This window comes from Streptomyces sp. AN091965, from assembly GCF_022698285.1.
In the GTDB taxonomy this organism is placed as follows: domain Bacteria; phylum Actinomycetota; class Actinomycetes; order Streptomycetales; family Streptomycetaceae; genus Streptomyces.
In genome coordinates, this window is record NZ_JALDMY010000001.1 from 2,708,140 (window position 1) to 2,726,429 (window position 18,290).

Here is an 18,290-nt window from a genome sequence, read left to right on the forward strand (position 1 = left end):
CCCCGACGCCTCCGCGCCCCCACCCCCGGGCCTCCGCCCCCGGGCCTTCGCCCGTGCCCCGCCCGCTGCCCCGCCCGTCCGTCGCCTGCGGGTGCGTCGTGGCCGCTCGCGCAGTTCCCCGCGCCCCTACAGGGCACTCCACCCACGCCTCCGCGCACCACGCCACCCAGGCCTCCGCCCATCCCTCGTCTGCGAGTTCGTCGTGGCCGGTCGCGCAGTTCCCCGCGCCCCCACAGGGCACTCCACCCACGCCTCCGCGCCCCCACGGGGCACTCCACCCGCGGGGCACTCCGTTCACGGCGCCCGCGGCGCCCCGCGCTTGTCCCTCTTTGCCTCGGTTCATGTGCCTGCCAGGAAACGTACAGCCGCGGGACACCGGGCCGACCTTGACAACTCCCCTGGTCACACCGGAGATTGACGCGCGTAGAGCGCCACCTCCCCGGGCCGCGTGACCCTCTGCCCCTCAACCCCGAACCCCGGAGTCCTCGATGTCCCACATATCCCGATCCCGCATGCCCAGATCCGCCGCCGTGAGCGCGGTCGTCGCGACCGCCCTCGCCGCCGGTCTGCTCGCCGCGACCAGCTCGTCGGCCGCCTCCACCGGTGCCTCGGACGCCGGCGAGGTGCGCGTGCACGACATCCAGGGCGGCACGCGCCTCTCCCCGCTCGCGGGTCAGCAGGTCGCCGACGTGCCGGGCATCGTCACCGGAGTGCGGACGTACGGCTCGAAGGGCTTCTGGATCCAGGACGCGAAGGCGGACGGCGACCCCGCCACCAGCGAAGGCGTCTTCGTCTACACCGGCACCGCGCCGACCGTGAAGGCGGGCGACGCGGTCCGCGTCTCCGGCACGGTCACCGAGTACGTCCCCGGCGGCGCCGCCTCCGGCAACCAGTCCCTCACGCAGCTCACCAAGCCGACCGTGACCGTCGAGTCCTCGGGCAACGAGCTGCCCGCGCCCGTCACGATCAGCGCCAAGTCCGTGCCGTCCGCGTACGCGCCCGCCGGTGACCCGGCCGACGGCAACAGCGTCAACAAGCTGCCGCTGCGGCCCCGCGCGTACGCCCTGGACCTCTACGAGTCCCTGGAGGGCATGAACGTACGCGTCGGCTCCTCGCGGGTGGTCGGCGCGAGCGACCCGTACAACGAGCTCTGGGTGACCGTGAAGCCGCACGAGAACACCACGCGGCGCGGGGGCGCGCGCTACGGCTCGTACGAGGCGCAGAACACCGGGCGGCTCCAGATCCAGCAGCTGGCCCCGGTCTCCGAGCGGCCGTTCCCGAAGGCGGACGTCGGGGACGCCCTGACCGGGACCACCGAGGGGCCGCTGGACTTCAACCAGTTCGGCGGGTACACGCTCGCCGCGCGCTCCCTCGGCGAGGTCGTGGGCAAGGGCCTGGAGCGGGAGCGGACCCGCCCGCAGCGTGAGCGCGAGCTCGCCGTGGCGACGTACAACGTGGAGAACCTGGACCCGGGTGACCCGCAGGCCAAGTTCGACGCCCTCGCGCAGGCGGTGGTCACGAACCTCGCCTCGCCGGACATCGTGGCCCTGGAGGAGATCCAGGACAACAACGGCGCGAAGAACGACGGCACGGTGGCCGCCGACCAGACCCTGAAGAAGTTCACGGACGCCATCGCCACCGCGGGCGGCCCGCGCTACGCGTGGCGCTCGGTCGACCCGGAGAACAACAAGGACGGCGGCGAGCCCGGCGGCAACATCCGCCAGGTCTTCCTCTACAACCCCGAGCGGGTGTCCTTCACCGACCGCCCGGGCGGCGACGCGACCACGCCGACGGACGTCGTGCGCCAGGGCAAGCGTGCCGCGCTCACCCGCTCGCCCGGCCGGATCGACCCGGCGAACGAGGCGTGGACCAACAGCCGCAAGCCGCTCGCGGGCGAGTTCACCTTCCGCGGCAGGACCGTCTTCGTGATCGCCAACCACTTCGCGTCCAAGGGCGGCGACGAGTCCCTGACCTCCCACCACCAGCCGCCGACCCGCTCCTCCGAGGTCCAGCGCGTCAAGCAGGCCACGGCGGTCAACGCCTTCGTGCGCAAGGTCCGCGCGGCCGAGCGGAACGCGGACGTCGTGGTCCTCGGCGACATCAACGACTTCGAGTTCTCCCCGGCCACCAAGGCCCTGGAGGCGGGCGGCGCGCTGCGCGCGGGCATCAAGTCCCTGCCCCGCGCCGAGCGCTACTCCTACGTCTACCAGGGCAACTCCCAGGTCCTCGACCAGATCCTGGTCAGCCCGGGTGTCGGCCGCTTCGCCTACGACAGCGTCCACGTGAACGCCGAGTTCGCCACTCAGAACAGCGACCACGACCCCCAGGTCGTCCGCTTCAAGCCGTAGTCCCCACGCCGAAGGCGAACCGGTACCGCTGGGCGGTGCCGTCCGCCACCGCGCCCCCGGCCTCTCGCGTCCACTGCGCGTACGTGAGGCCCCGCGTCCCGTCCGTGCTCAGATGCGCATGGGCGGCGACCAGGCCGGGAACCGCCGCGTGCGCGGCCAGCGAGGCGTCCGCCCAGCCCCGGCGACGGTCGAGGTCCGCCCCTGCGAGGTCGGCCTCGACCGTCGTGAAGTCCGTGGGCACGCCCGTCCCCGGGCCCACGCCGCGGTAGCGGCTCGTCTTCGTCAGACCGACCCGCTCGATCCCCGGCACCGCCGCGTCGATCTCCGCGTTCCGCTCGTCGCGCCCCCGCGCGAAGAAGTCCTGGTAGGCCTGCTCGTCGCGCCACTGCGAGTGGTGCATCAGGGTCTGGCCGTCGAGGCCCTCGTACACGCTGTACGACAGCAGCCCCTCGTGCGGCCACTCCCGGCTCTCCCAGGCGCGGGCGATCGCCTCGACCGTGGCCCGCTGCCGCTCGGGTGTGCCGAGGCGCCAGGTGCTGAAGAAGGTCAGGCCATCGTCCCCGGCGAGCGGGGCGGGGGGCGTGGTCAGGCGCTGCGTCATCGGGGTCCTCCGAGGTCAGTAGGGGGTGCGGGCGCGCTGTCCGGCTGCCCGTACCGCCTACGTTCCAAGGTCAACCAAGGTTGAGGTCAAGCCCGTTCCGACAGCGTCACCACGTCGAGGCCCGGCCGCTTCGCGGTGTGCCCGTCGTTGCGCGGCACGCGCCACCGCCAGGCCCGCCGCCGCACCCACGGCCCCGCCGCCCCCGCGAGCCAGCGCACCTCCTGCGCCGCCCCGCCGATCGCGGAGACCGGTGCGAGCGGCGGCAGCGGCCGCGCCCAGTCCGCGTACCCGGGGACGCCGAGCGCGTCGGCGACGCCCGCGGCGATCCGGGCGTGGCCGAGCGGGCTCGCGTGCATCCGGTCGCGGCTCCACAGCCGCGGATCGGCCGTGATCCGCTGCGGGAACAGGTCGAGCACGATGACGCCGTGCCGGTCGGCGGCCGCGCGGATGCGGGCGTTGAGGTCCATCACGCGGGGCTGCGCGCGGCGCGCGAGCGGGGCGATGCGGCCGATGTCGGGGATGGTCACCGTGGCCACGCAGGCGCCCGCCCCGGTGAGCTCGGCGAACATCTCCTCCATGGTGCGGGCCGTGCGCGCCGCGTCGTAGCCCGGCCCGACCAGGTCGTCGACCCCGGCCACCACGGTCGCGAGGTCCGGCTTCAGGGCCAGGGCGGGCCCGAGCTGGTCGTCCTTCACCCGCTCCGTGACGCGGCCGCGCACCGCGAGGTTGGCGTACGAGAAGTCCGGGTGGCCGACGGCGAGGATCTCCGCGAGCCGGTCGGCCCAGCCGCGGTAGCCACGGTGTTCGTCACCGTCGCCGAGCCCTTCGGTACGGCTGTCTCCGACGGCGACGTACCGCGCGTACGGATGCGAGGTCATGGCCCGAGGGTCCTGCGGAGTCGAGTGCTCCGTCAACGAGGCGTCGGCTCCCGCGGCGCACTCCGGCCACCGCCCGCCCCTCCCCGCTCAGCCGCCCCCCGCGCGGGGCGGCCCCGGCCCCTGGTCCGGCTCGCGCAGCCGCCCCAACTCGCTCTGGAACCAGTCGAGGCGGGCCTGGAGCAGCGCCGCCTCCGCGGTCAGCTCGGGCAGGCCGAGACCCGCCGGGCCCGCCCCGGGCACCGCGGGGGCGGCGGCCACCCGCAGCCCCTCGCCCGCCGCGGCCGCGAACCCGGCCAGGGTCACCGCCGCCCGGCCGCCGCCGCGCCCGCACCGGCCGCACACCCCTTCGAGGGCCCGCCAGCCCGGTCTGCCCCAGCCCGCGTCGGCGAGGCCGGTGGCGGCCGCGCCGCAGTCGCAGGGCTGCACGGTCACCGAGCGGACCCGCTGGCGCGCGGAGCGGAAGCCCCGTTCGAAGCGGATGTACGCGCCGAGCACCGCGACCTCAAGGAGGGCGGCCGTGCGGTGCTCGGCCGTGCACAGCAGCCCCTCGGCCGCGGCGCGGGCGTGCACGCAGTGGAAGCCGCAGTCGCAGCGGCGGTGCGGTGCGCGGTGCCGTCTGCCGTAGGCGCAGCGGGCCTCGTCGAGCACGCCGTAGGGCAGGCCGCCGCCCAGGGAGATGCCGGTGAAGGCGGCCCGGGTGCCGTCGTGGGACAGCATCGGGTGGGCGATCTTGTATCCGGTCGGCGGCTCCTTCGGGCGTTCCTCGGGAAGCCGGAGGCTCATCGGCCGACGGCCACCTCACGTGCGGCGGCCGCCTCCCGCTCCTCGGCGTCCAGGACGAGCTCGGGGGTCTCTTCGTCGGCCGCCGCGCTCCCGCGGGGCTCTTCCTCGGCGATTCCGGTGGCGAGTGCCTTGCCCAGCCTCATGCTGCCTCCTGTACGCGCGGTACGCGACGGACGTGTTCGCCTGGCTCCCGCCATGGTGACGCATTCCGGGGCGCGTTGGCACCCGTACGTCCGCCCTCGGCCCGCCGGCGTCGAAGCGGTCGGCGGGCCGAGGGCGGCGTACGGGGACCCGGCGGATCAGCGGGCGGCGGTCAGCGGCACCCAGCGTCCGAGGTAGTCGGCGGACGGCTTGCGGAAGCCGCTCAGCGGCACGGCCTTCTTGCTGCCGACGGTGACGAGCAGCAGCCGGTTGCGGTACTCGTTCTTGCCGCTGCACTTCTTGGGGTCGCAGCCGATGGCGATGAGGCGCTTGCTGTCGGCCCAGGCGAGCGGCTGCATGCCGGGGACGAGGGCGACCTTCCGGCCGGTCGTCGAGTTGACGATCCAGGAGCCGTCGGAGTCCCCGTCGACCGCGACGTGCTTCCCGTCGGGCGAGAGTCCGGCCTTGGACCAGCCCGCGAAGTGCTCCTTGGCGGGCGCGCCCGTCTTCACGCCGGAGGTGGTGTACCAGGCGCGGTGGTCGGACTTGCTGCCCTCCTCGGACGGGACCTGCTCGACGTAGAGCTTGGTGCCGTCGTGGCTCCAGTCGACGTCCTCACGGGAGTTGCCGTTGTAGTTGCCCCACTTGTCCGGCTTGGCCTGCCGCAGCGTCCGGAAGGGGCCGACCTCGCCCGAGCCCGCGTCGATGACGTAGAAGCCGGTGCGGTTGGCTCGCGGGCGGTCGATCCGGTCGGGGTTCTTGCTGTAGGCGGTCGCCACGAGGCGCTTGCCGTCCGGGGACCACTCGACGCCCGCGACCGGGCGGTTCGTGGGGATCCAGCGCTCCACCTTTCCGGTCACGAGGTCGAGCAGGCCGATGCGCCAGGCGGGCAGTTCGCCCTCCAGGACGGCGGCGGTGCGCATCCCGGGTGCCACGTCGACCCAGGCCCACTTCGTGTCGAGCGCCTTGTACCTGCCGGTCTTCTGGTCGAGCACGGTGTAGTAGCGGGTGAACAGCTCCTGGCCGTTCGGCTGCTTGACCGCGCGGCTGGTGAAGTAGCCGGACACGGCGGTGTTCCCGGCCGCGATCAGGTCGCGCGGCGGCGACTGGTCGGGGTGGCCCACCACGTCCCCGGTGATCGACTCGCTCGCCGGGCTCGCCGTCTCCTGGCCCTCACCCATCTCCGGCACCGTGAGGATCGCGGCGACGAGGGCCGCCGTCACGGCGGCGGCCCCCACGACGCCGCGCCGGTTGCGCCGCCGCCGGGCGGTCAGGACCCGGTCGGCGAGGTCGCCCCGCGGCGTGCCGCCCGCCGCGGCCTCCTCCTGGAGCGCCTCGCGCACCAGCTGCTCTACGTTCACGGACGTACCTCCACAGGTGAGATGTCACGGGGCGGCGCGGCCTCGGCGGGCGCCGGGCCGAGCGCCGCCAGCTCGGGCGCGAGGGCGCGCAGCCGGGCCAGCGAGCGGTGCGCGGTGCTGCGGACCGTGCCGACGGAGCAGCCGAGGATCCGGGCCACCTCGGCCTCCGGCAGGTCCTCGAAGTACCGCAGGACGAGCACGGAGCGCTGGCGCGGGGTGAGCCGGGCGAGCGCGCCGCGCATCACCACGCGCAGTTCGGCGGCGCCCTCCCCGCCGTCGCCCGACCGCTCGGGGGGCTCGGCGACGGCCACCTCGCGGCGCGGCCACTTCAGCCGCCAGCGGCTGACCTGCTGCCGGTAGAGGACCTGGCGGACGTACGCCTCGGGCTCGTCGAGCCTGCTCCACCGGTCGGCGACCTTCACCAGGGCGTTCTGCAGCAGGTCCTCCGCGGCGTGCCGGTCGCCGCCGCTGAGCAGCACGGCGGTCCTCAGCAGGGCGCCGGACCTGCTCTCCACGAACTCGCGGAAGCGTTCCTGGCTTTCGGCATCCATCGTCACCTTCTCTTCTCCGGCGGCCTCACTGCCCCCTCTGCTGTGGATGACGTGCGTGGACCCGCGTCGCTATGCCTGTGGCGCGACGCGGGTCCTGTGCGGAATGCGGTGGGTACGGGTCAGTGCTTCGGGCCGAAGCCCTTCCCCTTGGTCCACTTCAGCCGGTGCGCGTAGCGCTTGAACGTGACCTGCTTGCCATTCTTGGTGATCTCGGCCTTGATCCAGCCGTCGAAGCTCTTGGTGAGGTGGCGGTCCCACGTGGTCAGGCGTCCGGTGGCGACGGCGGCGATCGACTCCATCGGCGGCTCGCCGTCGTAGCAGTACCTCGCCCAGTCCGCGATCGCCGCGACGGTCCCGGCGCGGGCCTTGAGCGTGATGCCCTGGCAGACGTCGGTCTTGGTGCGGTAGACGTTCTTCGGCTTGGACCAGCCGCGCGCCTTGGGGCTGTAGTCCTGGACGTACAGGCCCTTCTTGTCCAGGTAGTGCATGGCGACGCGGCGGCCGTCCGCGAGCTTCACCTGCGACTCGAAGCGCGTCTTGTCGCCGCCGTAGTCGATGTCGGTGTGCTGGAGCTTGTAGCTGTGGCTCCCCTTGGGCTTCGCACTCGCGTCCTTGGCCACGCTCGGCCCGCCGGCCACGCTCGACCCGCCCCCGGCGAGCAGCAGGGCCACCGCCGCGCCCGCCGACACCAAGGCCTTCGTTCCTGCTCTGTTCATGTCGATCTCCCCTCCGTTTCGCGCAGCATACGCACGGAGGGCGCCCCTCCAGTGAGGAGGGGCGCCCTTTCGTGCGGGACCGTGACGGTCAGTTGTGGCTGTGCAGCACGTCGTTGAGGCCGCCCCACACCGCGTTGTTCGGCCGGGCCTCGACGGCGCCGGTGACCGAGTTGCGACGGAAGAGGATGTTCGAGGCGCCGGACAGCTCGCGGGCCTTGACGATCTGCCCGTCGGGCATGGTCACGCGCGTACCGGCCGTGACGTACAGGCCCGCCTCGACGACGCACTCGTCGCCGAGCGCGATGCCGACGCCCGCCTCGGCGCCGATCAGGCAGCGCTCGCCGATGACGATGCGGACGTTGCCGCCGCCGGAGAGCGTGCCCATGGTGGAGGCGCCGCCGCCGATGTCGGAGCCGTCGCCGACGACGACACCGGCGGAGATGCGGCCCTCGACCATGGAGGTGCCGAGCGTGCCCGCGTTGAAGTTCACGAAGCCCTCGTGCATCACGGTGGTGCCCTCGGCGAGGTGCGCGCCGAGCCGGACGCGGTCGGCGTCGCCGATGCGGACGCCCTTGGGGGCGACGTAGTCCGTCATGCGCGGGAACTTGTCGACGCTCGTCACCGCCAGGTGCAGGCCCTCGGCGCGGGCGTTCAGCCGGACCTTCTCCAGGTCGTCGACGGCGACCGGGCCCAGCGAGGTCCAGGCGACGTTGGCGAGGAAGCCGAACATGCCGTCCAGGCTGGCGCCGTGCGGCTTGATCAGGCGGTGGCTGAGCAGGTGCAGACGCAGATAGACGTCGTGCGCGTCCAGCGGCTTCTCGTCGAGCGAGGCGATGACCGTACGGACGGCGACGACCTCCACACCGCGGCGGGCGTCCGGGCCGATCGCCTTCGCGGCGCCCTCGCCGAGCAGCTCCACGGCACGCTCGGCGCTCAGCCGCTCGCTCCCGGCGGGGCCCGGCTCGTCGACGAGCTCGGGGGCGGGGAACCAGGTGTCGAGCACGGTGCCGTCGGCGGCGATGGTGGCGAGCCCGGCGCCCACGGCGCCGGTGGTGCGGGAAGCAGTCGTATCGGTCATGGGTGAAAACCTAACCGGGCCGCCCCCGCGGAAGCGAACTGGCACCGCCCCCGCCCGCGGCACACGCCCCCACCGGACCGGAGCACACAGCCCCGTCGAGCCGCCCCGCCCGCAGCACACATCCCCCGCCGGGCCGCCCTCGCCCGCGGCACACGCCCCCACCGGACCGGAGCACACAGCTCGGTCGAGCCGCCCCCGCCCGCAGCGCACATCCCTCGCCGGGCCGCCCACGCGTCGGCGCGGCCCCGCCGGTCAGCCGCGCGCCGCCGCGGGCCGGGCCAGCAGCCGCCCGAACATCTCCTGGGCGTACGCCTCGTCGTAGGTGTCCCCCGCGAGCAGCACCTGGAGGCAGATGCCGTCCATCAGCGCGCTCAGGCCGCGCGCGGTGGCGGTGTCGGTGTGCTCCCGCAGCAGGTCGATGAGGCCGCCGCACCACTCGCCCGCGACGGGCCGCAGGACGGGCCTGCGCAGGGCCGCCAGATACAGCTCGTACTCCAGCTCCACGCCCTGGCGGCGGCCGAGGAGCCACTCCCCGAGCAGCGCGGCGAGCTCGCCCGCGACGTCGGCGTCGGGGCCCCGCAGCAGCCCGCGGGCGCTGACCGCCTTCGCGTACGCCTCGCTGGACTGCCGCAGCGCGGCCACGAGCAGCTCGTCGAGCGTCTTGAAGTGGTACGTCGTGGAGCCCAGCGGCACATCGGCCTCGGCGGCGACGGACCGGTGGCTCAGGCCCGCGATCCCCTCCCGGCCCACCAGGCGGATCGCCGCGTCGATGATCCGCTGCCGCCGCTCGGGGTCGTACCGCCGGCCCACTAGTGGGCCCCTCCCAGATTCAGCACGACGACGCCCGCGATCACGAGGGCGATCCCGGCGAACTTCACCAGGCTCGTCGACTCCCCCATGAACAGCATCCCGATGGCGGCGACGGCGGCGGTGCCGATCCCCGCCCAGATCGCGTAGGCGGTCCCCACCGAGAGGGTCTTCAGGGTCTGGGCGAGCAGCGCGAAGGCCAGGACGTACCCCACCACGGTGACCAGCGAGGGCCACAGCCTGCTGAACCCCTCGCTGTACTTCATGGCCGTCGTCCCGGCCACCTCCGCCGCGATGGCCGCGGCCAGCAGTCCGTATCCCATGCGTACGAGTGTACATATCGTTGCGTACGGCTGTACACAAAAACGGGCCCCGGCATGCGACGAGGCCCCCGCGCCCAGGAGCGCGGGGGCCTCGCAAGCCCGGGGAGCGTGCTGCTCCGGCAGGGGACCTCAGACGTTGAACCCGAGGGCCCGCAGCTGCTCGCGGCCGTCGTCGGTGATCTTGTCCGGGCCCCACGGCGGCATCCAGACCCAGTTGATCCGGAGCTCGTTGACGATGCCGTCCGTGGCGGACTTCGCCTGGTCCTCGATGACGTCGGTCAGCGGGCAGGCCGCCGAGGTGAGCGTCATGTCGATGGTGGCGATGTTGGCGTCGTCGACGTGGATGCCGTAGATCAGGCCCAGGTTGACGACGTCGATGCCCAGCTCGGGGTCGACGACGTCGTAGAGCGCCTCGCGGACCTCTTCCTCCGAGGCGGGCTTGGTCGTGAGGCCCTCTTCAGGAGTCACAGTGTTCTCGCTCATGCCGTCTTCCTTTCGGCGTCGGCGTCGGCCCCCAGGGCCTGTGCCGTCGCGTCCTTCCACGCCATCCAGCTCAGCAGAGCACACTTCACGCGCGCGGGGTACTTGGAGACCCCGGCGAACGCGACCGCGTCCTCCAGGACCTCCTCCATCGCGTCGTCCGGCTCCAGCTTGCCCTTGGACTGCATCAGCTCCAGGAACACGGCCTGGATCTTCTGCGCCTCGGCGAGCTCCTTGCCGACGAGCAGCTCGTTCAGGACGGACGCGCTGGCCTGGCTGATGGAGCAGCCCTGGCCCTCGTACGACACGTCGCTGATGCGCGAGCCCTCGTACTTGACGCGCAGCGTGATCTCGTCTCCGCACGTCGGGTTGACGTGGTGCACCTCGGCGTCGCCGTCGCGCAGACCACGCCCGTGCGGGTGCTTGTAGTGGTCCAGGATCACGTCCTGGTACATCGAATCCAGCTTCACTCCGAGCCAGCCCCTCAGCCGAAGAAGTTCCGTACGTGCTCCAGGCCGTCGACCAAGGCGTCGATCTCGCCGGGCGTGGAGTACAGATAGAACGACGCTCGCGTGGTCGCGGGAATTCCGTAGCGCAGGCACACGGGGCGGGCGCAGTGGTGGCCGACCCGGACCGCGATGCCCTGCTCGTCGAGGACCTGGCCCACGTCGTGCGGGTGGATGTCGCCGAGCGTGAAGGAGATCGCGGCGCCCCGGTCCTCGGCCGTGGACGGGCCGATGATCTTCAGGTCCGGGACCTCGAGCAGGCGCTTCACCGCGTACTCGGTGATCGCGTGCTCGTGCCGCTCGATCTTGTCCATGCCGATGGCCGTGAGGTAGTCCACGGCCGCGCCGAGGCCGACGGCCTGCGCGATCGGGGGCGTACCCGCCTCGAACTTGTGCGGCGCGGGGGCGTAGGTCGAGGAGTGCATGGACACCGTCTCGATCATCTCGCCGCCGCCGAGGAACGGAGGCAGGTCCTCCAGGAGCTCCTGGCGGCCCCAGAGCACGCCGATGCCCGTCGGGCCGCACATCTTGTGGCCGGTGAAGGCCACGAAGTCGGCCTGGAGGGCCTGTACGTCCAGCGGCATGTGCGGCGCGGCCTGGGAGGCGTCGATCAGGACGAGCGCGCCGACCTCCTGGGCGCGGCGCACGATCGCCTCGACCGGGTTGACCGTGCCCAGGATGTTCGACACCAGGACGAAGGAGACGATCTTCGTCTTCTCCGTGATGACCTCGTCGATGGTGGAGAGGTCCAGACGGCCGTCGTCCGTCAGACCGAACCACTTCAGCTTCGCGCCCGTGCGCTGCGAGAGCAGCTGCCACGGCACGATGTTGGAGTGGTGCTCCATCTCCGTGATGACGATCTCGGTCTCGTGGTCCACGCGGTAGGGCTCGTCGGCCCAGCCGAGCATGTTGGCCACGAGGTTGAGCGATTCCGAGGCGTTCTTGGTGAAGATCACCTCGTCGCGGCTCGGCGCGTTGATGAACGCCGCGACCTTGTCACGGGCGCCTTCGTACAGCGCCGTGGCCTCCTCGGCGAGCACGTGCACGCCGCGGTGGACGTTGGCGTTGTGCCGCTCGTAGTACTCGCTGACTGCGTCGATGACCTGGCGCGGGGTCTGGGACGTGGCCGCGTTGTCCAGATAGACGAGCTTCTTGCCGTCGTGGAGCGAGCGCTCCAGGATCGGGAAGTCCTTGCGGAGCGCCTCGGCGTCGAGGAGACCCGGCAGCTGTGTCACGCGGACGCGCCTCCCTTCACGTAAGCCTCGTAGCCCTCGGCCTCCAGCTTGTCGGCGAGCTCGGGGCCGCCGGACTCGGCGATGCGCCCGTTCGCGAACACGTGGACGTAGTCGGGCTTGATGTAGCGCAGGATGCGCGTGTAGTGCGTGATGAGCAGGGTGCCCACCTCGCCCGTGTCACGGACGCGGTTGACGCCCTCGGAGACGACACGCAGCGCGTCGACGTCCAGGCCGGAGTCGGTCTCGTCGAGGATCGCGATCTTCGGCTTGAGGAGCTCCATCTGGAGGATCTCGTGGCGCTTCTTCTCACCGCCGGAGAAGCCCTCGTTCACGTTGCGCTCGGCGAAGGACGGGTCCATCTGGAGCCCGGCCATCGACTCCTTGACCTCCTTCACCCAGGTGCGCAGCTTGGGGGCCTCGCCGCGGATCGCCGTCGCCGACGTGCGCAGGAAGTTGGAGACGGAGACGCCGGGGACCTCGACGGGGTACTGCATGGCGAGGAACATGCCCGCGCGGGCACGCTCGTCGACCTCCATCGCCAGGACGTCCTCGCCGTCGAGGGTGACGGTGCCCTGCGTGATCGTGTACTTGGGGTGGCCCGCGATGGAGTAGGCGAGCGTCGACTTGCCGGAGCCGTTCGGGCCCATGATGGCGTGCGTCTCGCCCTGCTTCACGGTCAGGTCGACACCCTTGAGGATTTCCTTGGTGCCGTTCTCGACCTCGACGGTCACGTGCAGGTCGCGGATTTCAAGCGTTGCCATGGGTGCCTCAGGACTCCTGGGAGAGGGAGACGAGCACGTCGTCCCCTTCGATCTTTACGGGGTAAACGGGGACGGGGCGCGTCGCGGGAAGGCCGGACGGCTTGCCGGTGCGGAGGTCGAACGCGGAGCCGTGCAGCCAGCACTCGATCTGGCAGTCCTCCACCTCGCCCTCGGAGAGCGAGACGTTCGCGTGCGAGCAGATGTCGTGGATCGCGAACACCTCACCCTCGGTGTGGACGACCGAGACCGGCGTGCCGTCGAGTTCCACCCGCTTCGGGGTGTCCTCCTCCAGCTCGCTCAGTCCACAGGCGCGTACGAACGTCATGCGACGGACGCCTCCAGCTCCTCTTCGATCTTCGCGATGAGCCGCTCCTCGATGTCGGCGACACCGATCTGCTGGACGAGCTCGGCGAAGAAGCCGCGGACCACGAGGCGGCGCGCCTCGTGCTGCGGGATGCCGCGGGCCATCAGGTAGAACAGCTGCTCGTCGTCGAAGCGGCCGGTCGCCGACGCGTGGCCCGCGCCGACGATCTCGCCGGTCTCGATCTCCAGGTTCGGCACCGAGTCGACCCGGGCGCCGTCCGTCAGGACGAGGTTGCGGTTCATCTCGTAGGTGTCCGTGCCCTCGGCCGTGGCCTCGATGAGGACGTCGCCGATCCACACGGCGTGCGCGGCCTCGCCCTGGAGGGCGCCCTTGTAGACGACGTTGGACTTGCAGTGCGGGACGTTGTGGTCGACCAGGAGGCGGTGCTCCTGGTGCTGGCCCGCGTCCGTGAAGTACAGGCCGAACAGCTCGGCCTCGCCGCCCGTGCCCGCGTACGCCACGCGCGGGTGGATGCGGACGACGTCGCCGCCGAAGGTGACGACCACGGACTTGAAGGAGGCGTCGCGGCCCACGAGCGCGTTGTGCTGCGCGACGTGCACGGCCTTGTCGTCCCAGTCCTGTACGGAGACGACGGTGAGCTTCGCGCCGTCGCCGAGGACGTAGTCCACGTTGGCGGCGAGGACCGCGTCGCCGGAGTGGTCGATCACGACGACGGCCTCGGCGAACGCGCCCAGCTCGATGACCTGGTGGCCGAAGGCGGTGCCGCCCTCACCGCGCACGGCGATGCGGATCGGCTCGCTGAGCACGGTCTCCTTGGGGACGGTCACGACCGAGGCCTTCTCGAAGGCCGAGTACGCCTGGGCGGCGACGCGGTCCACCGGGGTGCCGGCCTTGCCCAGCCGGGCGTCGTCGCGCCCCACGGTCTCCACGGTGACGCCCTCGGGGGCCTCGACCTCGACCTTGACGCCCTCGCCGGTGGCGGCGGCGGTGCCGTCGTGCAGCCCGCGCAGGCGCTCCAGCGGGGTGAACCGCCACTCCTCCTCGCGGCCGTGCGGCACCGGGAAGTCCGCCACGTCGAAGGACGGGGGCGCGCTCATGCGGGTGGCGACGGTGGACTCGGCGGCCACCGCGATGGTGCCGGCGGTGGTCGATCCCACCGGAATGTTCTGAGCCTCAGCCATGGCTGTCGTCGTGCTCTCTCTCTGCGTAAGAAGTCAGTCGCTGCTGGTGGGCCGCGGTCTTAACCGACCGAGCCTTCCATCTGCAGCTCGATCAGCCGGTTGAGCTCCAGGGCGTACTCCATGGGGAGCTCCTTGGCGATCGGCTCGACGAAGCCGCGCACGATCATCGCCATGGCCTCGAACTCGGTGAGGCCGCGGCTCATCAGGTAGAAGAGCTGGTCCTCGGAGACCTTGGAGACGGTCGCCTCGTGGCCCATGGACACGTCGTCCTCGCGGACGTCCACGTAGGGGTAGGTGTCCGAGCGGGAGATCGTGTCGACGAGCAGCGCGTCGCAGAGCACGTTCGACTTCGATCCGGCGGCGCCCTCACCGATCTCGACGAGGCCGCGGTACGACGTGCGGCCGCCGCCGCGCGCCACCGACTTGGAGACGATGTTGGAGGACGTGTTCGGCGCCATGTGGACCATCTTGGAACCGGCGTCCTGGTGCTGGCCCTCGCCCGCGAAGGCAATGGACAGGGTCTCGCCCTTGGCGTGCTCGCCCATCAGGTAGACGGCCGGGTACTTCATGGTGACCTTGGAGCCGATGTTGCCGTCGATCCACTCCATGGTCGCGCCCTCGTAGGCCACGGCGCGCTTGGTGACCAGGTTGTAGACGTTGTTCGACCAGTTCTGGATCGTCGTGTAGCGGCAGCGGCCGCCCTTCTTCACGATGATCTCGACGACCGCGGAGTGCAGCGAGTCCGACTTGTAGATCGGCGCCGTACAGCCCTCGACGTAGTGGACGTAGGCGTCCTCGTCGACGATGATCAGCGTCCGCTCGAACTGGCCCATGTTCTCCGTGTTGATGCGGAAGTAGGCCTGGAGCGGGATCTCGACGTGCACGCCCTTGGGGACGTAGATGAACGATCCGCCGGACCACACGGCCGTGTTCAGCGCGGCGAACTTGTTGTCACCTGCGGGGATGACGGTCCCGAAGTACTCCTTGAAGAGCTCCGGGTGCTCCTTGAGCGCCGTGTCGGTGTCCAGGAAGATGACGCCCTGCTCCTCCAGGTCCTCGCGGATCTGGTGGTAGACGACCTCGGACTCGTACTGCGCGGCGACGCCGGCGACCAGGCGCTGCTTCTCCGCCTCGGGGATGCCGAGCTTGTCGTACGTGTTCTTGATGTCCTCGGGCAGGTCCTCCCAGGACTCCGCCTGCTTCTCCGTGGAGCGCACGAAGTACTTGATGTTGTCGAAGTCGATGCCCGACAGGTCCGAGCCCCAGTTCGGCATGGGCTTCTTCTCGAAGAGCTTCAGGCCCTTGAGGCGCAGCTTCGTCATCCACTCGGGCTCGGACTTCTTGCCCGAGATGTCGCGGACGACGTCCTCGCTCAGACCGCGCTTGGCGGCGGCACCGGCCGCGTCGGAGTCGGCCCAGCCGTACTCGTAATTGCCCAGGCCCTCGAGCTCAGGGTGGGCAGTCTCCGTGGGGAGAGTCATGCGGGGTTCCTCCCGGCCGTGCTTGCTGATGCGTGGTTGGTGGTCTGTGGGGCGCTGTGCGGGACCTCGCCGCGCGGGATGAACGTCGTACAGACGCCGTCACCGTGGGCGATGGTGGCGAGTCGCTGGACGTGCGTCCCGAGCAGCTGGGAGAAGATCTCCGTCTCCGCCTCGCACAGCTGCGGATACTGCTCGGCGACGTGGGCGACCGGGCAGTGGTGCTGGCAGAGCTGCTCGCCGCTGTGCGGATGGGGTGCGCTACGCGCCGTAGCAGCGTACCCGTCCGAGGTCAATGCCTTCGCCAGGGCCTGGGTGCGGTCCGCGGCGGGGGCCGCGTCCATCGCCGCCCGGTACGCCTTCGCCTGCTCGGCGACGCGGGCCCGGGCGAACGCGACGACCGCGGCCTCGCCGTGCGTCTCCCCGATCCAGCGCAGGGCGTCGGCGGCCAGCTTGTCGTAGGACTGGTCGAAGGCGTCCCGGCCGCAGTCGGTGAGCGCGAAGACCTTGGCGGGGCGGCCGCGCGTGCGCGCGCCGTAGACCCGCTTCTCCCGGCCCTCGACCACGTTCTCCTGGACGAGGGCGTCGAGGTGGCGGCGGACGGCGGCCTGGGTCAGACCGAGGCGGCCCGCGAGGTCGGCCACGGTGGACGGGCCGTGGTCCAGGATGGAGCGCGCGACGCGGTTGCGCGTGGACCGCTCACCGGTCGCGAGCTCTTCCTGGGGAGCCCCCGGAGGGGTCTCCTGAGCCTCGCCAACGTTTTTCACAACGCCATTGTTGCGTAATTCCTCAGAGCCTGACAACCCATGCCCCGATCGCCGAGCGGTGCGGTGCATCACTTAGGTTCACCTAAGCTGACCTGCGGAAACGATCATCGATCGATCAAATCAGTGGCGCTCGCGAAAGCTTTCCACAACACTTCTTGAGCATGTCGACACCCCCTGTGACCGGCCCTTTGTGCACGCGCGCCACGCTCGCCGATGAGCTGCGCGCGCTCGGCGTGCGACGCGGCGACACGCTCTTCACGCACACCTCTCTCAGCTCCCTCGGCTGGGTCTGCGGCGGCGCCGAAACAGTCGTCCTCGCCCTCCTCGACGCCCTCGGCGACGAGGGCACCCTGGTGGTGCCCACCCACTCCTCGGACAACTCCGACCCGGCCGAGTGGCAGCACCCTCCCGTGCCCGAGGAGTGGTGGCCCGTGATCCGCGACTCCATGCCCGCGTACGACCCGCGCACCGCCCGCGTCCGCGGCGTCGGCGTCGTCCCCGAGACCGTGCGCACCTGGCCCGGCGCCGTCCGCAGCGCCCACCCGCAGACCTCCTTCGCGGCCGTCGGGGCCCGCGCGAAGGAGCTGATGGCCGAGCACGCCCTCGACTGCCGCCTCGGCGAGCGCAGCCCCCTGGCCGCCCTGGAGGCGACGGGCGCGCGCGTCCTGCTCCTGGGCGCGGGCTTCGACGCCTGCACGGCCTTCCACCTGGCCGAGTACCGCCTGCCCGCACCCGAGGTCGAGAACTCCTTCGCGGTCATGACGGACGAGGGCCGCCGCTGGCTCACCGTGCGCGAGCCCGCCATCTCCGAAGAGCGCTTCGACGAGCTGGGCGCCGCCTTCGAGAAGGAGCGCCCGGTGACACGGGGCCTGGTCGGCGCCGCCACGGCCCGCCTCTTCCCGCTGCCCGACGCGGTCGCCTACGCGCACGGGTGGCTGGCCGAGCACCGGCCGTTCACCGCCTGACCCGGCCGGTGCGGGGGGCCTGGCCAGCCCCCTGCCCACGGCCCCCGCGACCCTCTCTAGACTTCCCGTCATGGGAAATGAGTCCGTCGTCCAGGTCCACGGCCTGGTCAAGCGGTACGGGGCGAAGACCGCGGTGGACGGCCTCGACCTGGACGTCCGCGCAGGCACCGTGACCGCCGTGCTCGGCCCGAACGGCGCCGGGAAGACCACCACCATCGAGACCTGCGAGGGCTACCGCACCCCCGACGCCGGGACCGTCCGCGTCCTCGGCCTCGACCCGGTCACCCAGGCCGACCGGCTGCGCCCGCGCATCGGCGTGATGCTCCAGTCCGGCGGCGTCTACTCCGGCGCCCGCGCCGACGAGATGCTGCGGCACGTCGCCGCGCTGCACGCCCACCCGCTCGACGTGGACGCCCTCATCGCCCGCCTCGGCCTGGAGTCCTGCGGCCGCACCGGCTACCGCCGCCTCTCCGGCGGCCAGCAGCAGCGGCTCGCCCTCGCCCTCGCCGTCGTCGGCCGCCCCGAGCTCGTCTTCCTCGACGAGCCCACCGCCGGACTCGACCCGCAGGCCCGCCGCGCCACCTGGGACCTCGTCCGCGACCTGCGCCGCGACGGCGTCTCCGTGATCCTCACGACCCACTACATGGACGAGGCCGAGGAACTCGCCGACGACGTCGCCATCATCGACGCCGGCCGGGTCATCGCCCAGGGCAGCCCCGAGGAGCTGTGCCGCGGCGGCGCCGAGAACACCCTGCGCTTCACCGGCCGCCCCGGCCTCGACGTCGCCTCGCTCCTCAAGGCCCTGCCGCCCGACTCCGCCGCCGCCGAGCTCACCCCCGGCGCCTACCGCGTGAGCGGCACCGTCGACCCCCAGCTGCTCGCCACCGTCACCTCCTGGTGCGCGCAGCACGGCGTCATGCCGGACCGGATCTCCGTCGAACGGCACACCCTGGAGGACGTCTTCTTGGAGCTCACGGGTAAGGAGCTGCGGTCGTGACCAGCACC

At 71.8% G+C, this 18,290-nt stretch carries 21 protein-coding genes; 3 read left to right on the top strand and 18 right to left on the bottom strand.

Annotated elements, in window-relative coordinates:
* Positions 1 to 512: 512 nt before the first annotated feature.
* Positions 513 to 2,348, top strand: a complete 1,836-nt coding sequence (locus MQV74_RS11135) for an endonuclease/exonuclease/phosphatase family protein (RefSeq protein ID WP_242716425.1) — start codon at positions 513 to 515, stop codon at positions 2,346 to 2,348.
* On the opposite strand, the gene MQV74_RS11140 is transcribed toward MQV74_RS11135, so the two are convergent.
* The 18 genes from MQV74_RS11140 to MQV74_RS11225 all read right to left on the bottom strand — a co-directional run bounded on the left by MQV74_RS11140 (position 2,338) and on the right by MQV74_RS11225 (position 16,320).
* Positions 2,338 to 2,949: an antibiotic biosynthesis monooxygenase gene (locus MQV74_RS11140; RefSeq protein WP_242716427.1), complete on the bottom strand. Its 612-nt coding sequence runs from the start codon at positions 2,947 to 2,949 to the stop codon at positions 2,338 to 2,340. The genes MQV74_RS11135 and MQV74_RS11140 overlap by 11 nt on opposite strands.
* An 86-nt stretch (positions 2,950 to 3,035) precedes the next feature.
* Positions 3,036 to 3,827 carry an SGNH/GDSL hydrolase family protein gene (locus MQV74_RS11145; RefSeq protein ID WP_242716429.1) on the bottom strand — a complete coding sequence of 264 codons (792 nt, stop codon included), beginning with the start codon at positions 3,825 to 3,827 and terminating at the stop codon, positions 3,036 to 3,038.
* An 87-nt stretch (positions 3,828 to 3,914) separates the two neighbouring features.
* A complete protein-coding gene (locus tag MQV74_RS11150) occupies positions 3,915 to 4,610 on the bottom strand; it encodes a hypothetical protein (RefSeq protein WP_242716431.1) in 696 nt (231 codons plus the stop codon).
* On the bottom strand, positions 4,607 to 4,753 hold the full coding sequence (locus tag MQV74_RS11155) for a hypothetical protein (protein ID WP_242716439.1): 147 nt from the start codon (positions 4,751 to 4,753) through the stop codon (positions 4,607 to 4,609). The genes MQV74_RS11150 and MQV74_RS11155 overlap by 4 nt, the downstream gene beginning before the upstream one ends.
* 156 nt (positions 4,754 to 4,909) lie before the next feature.
* A complete protein-coding gene (locus MQV74_RS11160; RefSeq protein WP_242716441.1) occupies positions 4,910 to 6,112 on the bottom strand; it encodes a TolB family protein in 1,203 nt (400 codons plus the stop codon).
* Complete coding sequence (locus tag MQV74_RS11165) at positions 6,109 to 6,663, bottom strand: SigE family RNA polymerase sigma factor (protein WP_242716443.1); 555 nt, start codon at positions 6,661 to 6,663, stop codon at positions 6,109 to 6,111. The genes MQV74_RS11160 and MQV74_RS11165 overlap by 4 nt, the downstream gene beginning before the upstream one ends.
* Before the next feature lie 119 nt (positions 6,664 to 6,782).
* Entirely contained in the window at positions 6,783 to 7,379 is a 597-nt protein-coding gene (locus MQV74_RS11170; protein WP_242716445.1) for a hypothetical protein, read from the bottom strand.
* A gap of 88 nt (positions 7,380 to 7,467) precedes the next feature.
* Positions 7,468 to 8,457: a 2,3,4,5-tetrahydropyridine-2,6-dicarboxylate N-succinyltransferase gene (gene dapD, locus MQV74_RS11175; RefSeq protein ID WP_138959060.1), complete on the bottom strand. Its 990-nt coding sequence runs from the start codon at positions 8,455 to 8,457 to the stop codon at positions 7,468 to 7,470.
* 252 nt (positions 8,458 to 8,709) lie between these two features.
* Positions 8,710 to 9,267 carry a TetR/AcrR family transcriptional regulator gene (locus MQV74_RS11180; RefSeq protein ID WP_242716447.1) on the bottom strand — a complete coding sequence of 186 codons (558 nt, stop codon included), beginning with the start codon at positions 9,265 to 9,267 and terminating at the stop codon, positions 8,710 to 8,712.
* Positions 9,267 to 9,587 (bottom strand): DMT family transporter, encoded by a 321-nt coding sequence (locus MQV74_RS11185; RefSeq protein ID WP_242716449.1) that lies wholly within the window; start codon positions 9,585 to 9,587, stop codon positions 9,267 to 9,269. The genes MQV74_RS11180 and MQV74_RS11185 overlap by 1 nt, the downstream gene beginning before the upstream one ends.
* 129 nt (positions 9,588 to 9,716) lie before the next feature.
* Positions 9,717 to 10,070, bottom strand: coding sequence for a metal-sulfur cluster assembly factor (locus tag MQV74_RS11190; protein WP_242716451.1), 354 nt, complete (start codon positions 10,068 to 10,070; stop codon positions 9,717 to 9,719).
* Positions 10,067 to 10,537, bottom strand: a complete 471-nt coding sequence (gene sufU / locus MQV74_RS11195; protein ID WP_138959064.1) for a Fe-S cluster assembly sulfur transfer protein SufU — start codon at positions 10,535 to 10,537, stop codon at positions 10,067 to 10,069. The genes MQV74_RS11190 and sufU overlap by 4 nt, the downstream gene beginning before the upstream one ends.
* A gap of 14 nt (positions 10,538 to 10,551) precedes the next feature.
* A complete protein-coding gene (locus MQV74_RS11200; RefSeq protein WP_242716453.1) occupies positions 10,552 to 11,808 on the bottom strand; it encodes a cysteine desulfurase in 1,257 nt (418 codons plus the stop codon).
* Complete coding sequence (gene sufC / locus MQV74_RS11205) at positions 11,805 to 12,569, bottom strand: Fe-S cluster assembly ATPase SufC (RefSeq protein ID WP_242716455.1); 765 nt, start codon at positions 12,567 to 12,569, stop codon at positions 11,805 to 11,807. The genes MQV74_RS11200 and sufC overlap by 4 nt, the downstream gene beginning before the upstream one ends.
* 7 nt (positions 12,570 to 12,576) lie before the next feature.
* A complete protein-coding gene (locus tag MQV74_RS11210) occupies positions 12,577 to 12,894 on the bottom strand; it encodes a bifunctional 3-phenylpropionate/cinnamic acid dioxygenase ferredoxin subunit (RefSeq protein ID WP_030687200.1) in 318 nt (105 codons plus the stop codon).
* Complete coding sequence (gene sufD, locus MQV74_RS11215) at positions 12,891 to 14,075, bottom strand: Fe-S cluster assembly protein SufD (protein WP_242716457.1); 1,185 nt, start codon at positions 14,073 to 14,075, stop codon at positions 12,891 to 12,893. The genes MQV74_RS11210 and sufD overlap by 4 nt, the downstream gene beginning before the upstream one ends.
* A gap of 59 nt (positions 14,076 to 14,134) precedes the next feature.
* A complete protein-coding gene (sufB, locus tag MQV74_RS11220; protein WP_138959068.1) occupies positions 14,135 to 15,556 on the bottom strand; it encodes a Fe-S cluster assembly protein SufB in 1,422 nt (473 codons plus the stop codon).
* Positions 15,553 to 16,320 (bottom strand): helix-turn-helix transcriptional regulator, encoded by a 768-nt coding sequence (locus tag MQV74_RS11225; RefSeq protein ID WP_242716459.1) that lies wholly within the window; start codon positions 16,318 to 16,320, stop codon positions 15,553 to 15,555. Before MQV74_RS11225 ends, sufB begins: the two co-directional genes overlap by 4 nt.
* A gap of 161 nt (positions 16,321 to 16,481) precedes the next feature.
* Here MQV74_RS11225 and MQV74_RS11230 point away from each other — a divergent pair, with 161 nt between their 5' ends.
* Positions 16,482 to 17,285: an aminoglycoside N(3)-acetyltransferase gene (locus tag MQV74_RS11230; protein WP_242716461.1), complete on the top strand. Its 804-nt coding sequence runs from the start codon at positions 16,482 to 16,484 to the stop codon at positions 17,283 to 17,285.
* Between the two features lie 70 nt (positions 17,286 to 17,355).
* Positions 17,356 to 18,282 (top strand): ABC transporter ATP-binding protein, encoded by a 927-nt coding sequence (locus MQV74_RS11235; RefSeq protein WP_242716463.1) that lies wholly within the window; start codon positions 17,356 to 17,358, stop codon positions 18,280 to 18,282.
* Positions 18,283 to 18,290 lie beyond the last annotated feature (8 nt).

Bases quoted from the DNA above. Each gene is read 5' to 3' on its own strand.
- MQV74_RS11135 (WP_242716425.1), top strand. From the start codon at position 513: ATGCCCAGATCCGCCGCCGTGAGCGCGGTCGTCGCGACCGCCCTCGCC.
- MQV74_RS11140 (WP_242716427.1), bottom strand. From the start codon at position 2,949: ATGACGCAGCGCCTGACCACGCCCCCCGCCCCGCTCGCCGGGGACGAT.
- MQV74_RS11145 (WP_242716429.1), bottom strand. From the start codon at position 3,827: ATGACCTCGCATCCGTACGCGCGGTACGTCGCCGTCGGAGACAGCCGT.
- MQV74_RS11150 (WP_242716431.1), bottom strand. From the start codon at position 4,610: ATGAGCCTCCGGCTTCCCGAGGAACGCCCGAAGGAGCCGCCGACCGGA.
- MQV74_RS11155 (WP_242716439.1), bottom strand. From the start codon at position 4,753: ATGAGGCTGGGCAAGGCACTCGCCACCGGAATCGCCGAGGAAGAGCCC.
- MQV74_RS11165 (WP_242716443.1), bottom strand. From the start codon at position 6,663: ATGGATGCCGAAAGCCAGGAACGCTTCCGCGAGTTCGTGGAGAGCAGG.
- MQV74_RS11170 (WP_242716445.1), bottom strand. From the start codon at position 7,379: ATGAACAGAGCAGGAACGAAGGCCTTGGTGTCGGCGGGCGCGGCGGTG.
- dapD (WP_138959060.1), bottom strand. From the start codon at position 8,457: ATGACCGATACGACTGCTTCCCGCACCACCGGCGCCGTGGGCGCCGGG.
- MQV74_RS11185 (WP_242716449.1), bottom strand. From the start codon at position 9,587: ATGGGATACGGACTGCTGGCCGCGGCCATCGCGGCGGAGGTGGCCGGG.
- MQV74_RS11190 (WP_242716451.1), bottom strand. From the start codon at position 10,070: ATGAGCGAGAACACTGTGACTCCTGAAGAGGGCCTCACGACCAAGCCC.
- sufC (WP_242716455.1), bottom strand. From the start codon at position 12,569: ATGGCAACGCTTGAAATCCGCGACCTGCACGTGACCGTCGAGGTCGAG.
- MQV74_RS11210 (WP_030687200.1), bottom strand. From the start codon at position 12,894: ATGACGTTCGTACGCGCCTGTGGACTGAGCGAGCTGGAGGAGGACACC.
- sufD (WP_242716457.1), bottom strand. From the start codon at position 14,075: ATGGCTGAGGCTCAGAACATTCCGGTGGGATCGACCACCGCCGGCACC.
- sufB (WP_138959068.1), bottom strand. From the start codon at position 15,556: ATGACTCTCCCCACGGAGACTGCCCACCCTGAGCTCGAGGGCCTGGGC.
- MQV74_RS11230 (WP_242716461.1), top strand. From the start codon at position 16,482: ATGTCGACACCCCCTGTGACCGGCCCTTTGTGCACGCGCGCCACGCTC.
- MQV74_RS11235 (WP_242716463.1), top strand. From the start codon at position 17,356: ATGGGAAATGAGTCCGTCGTCCAGGTCCACGGCCTGGTCAAGCGGTAC.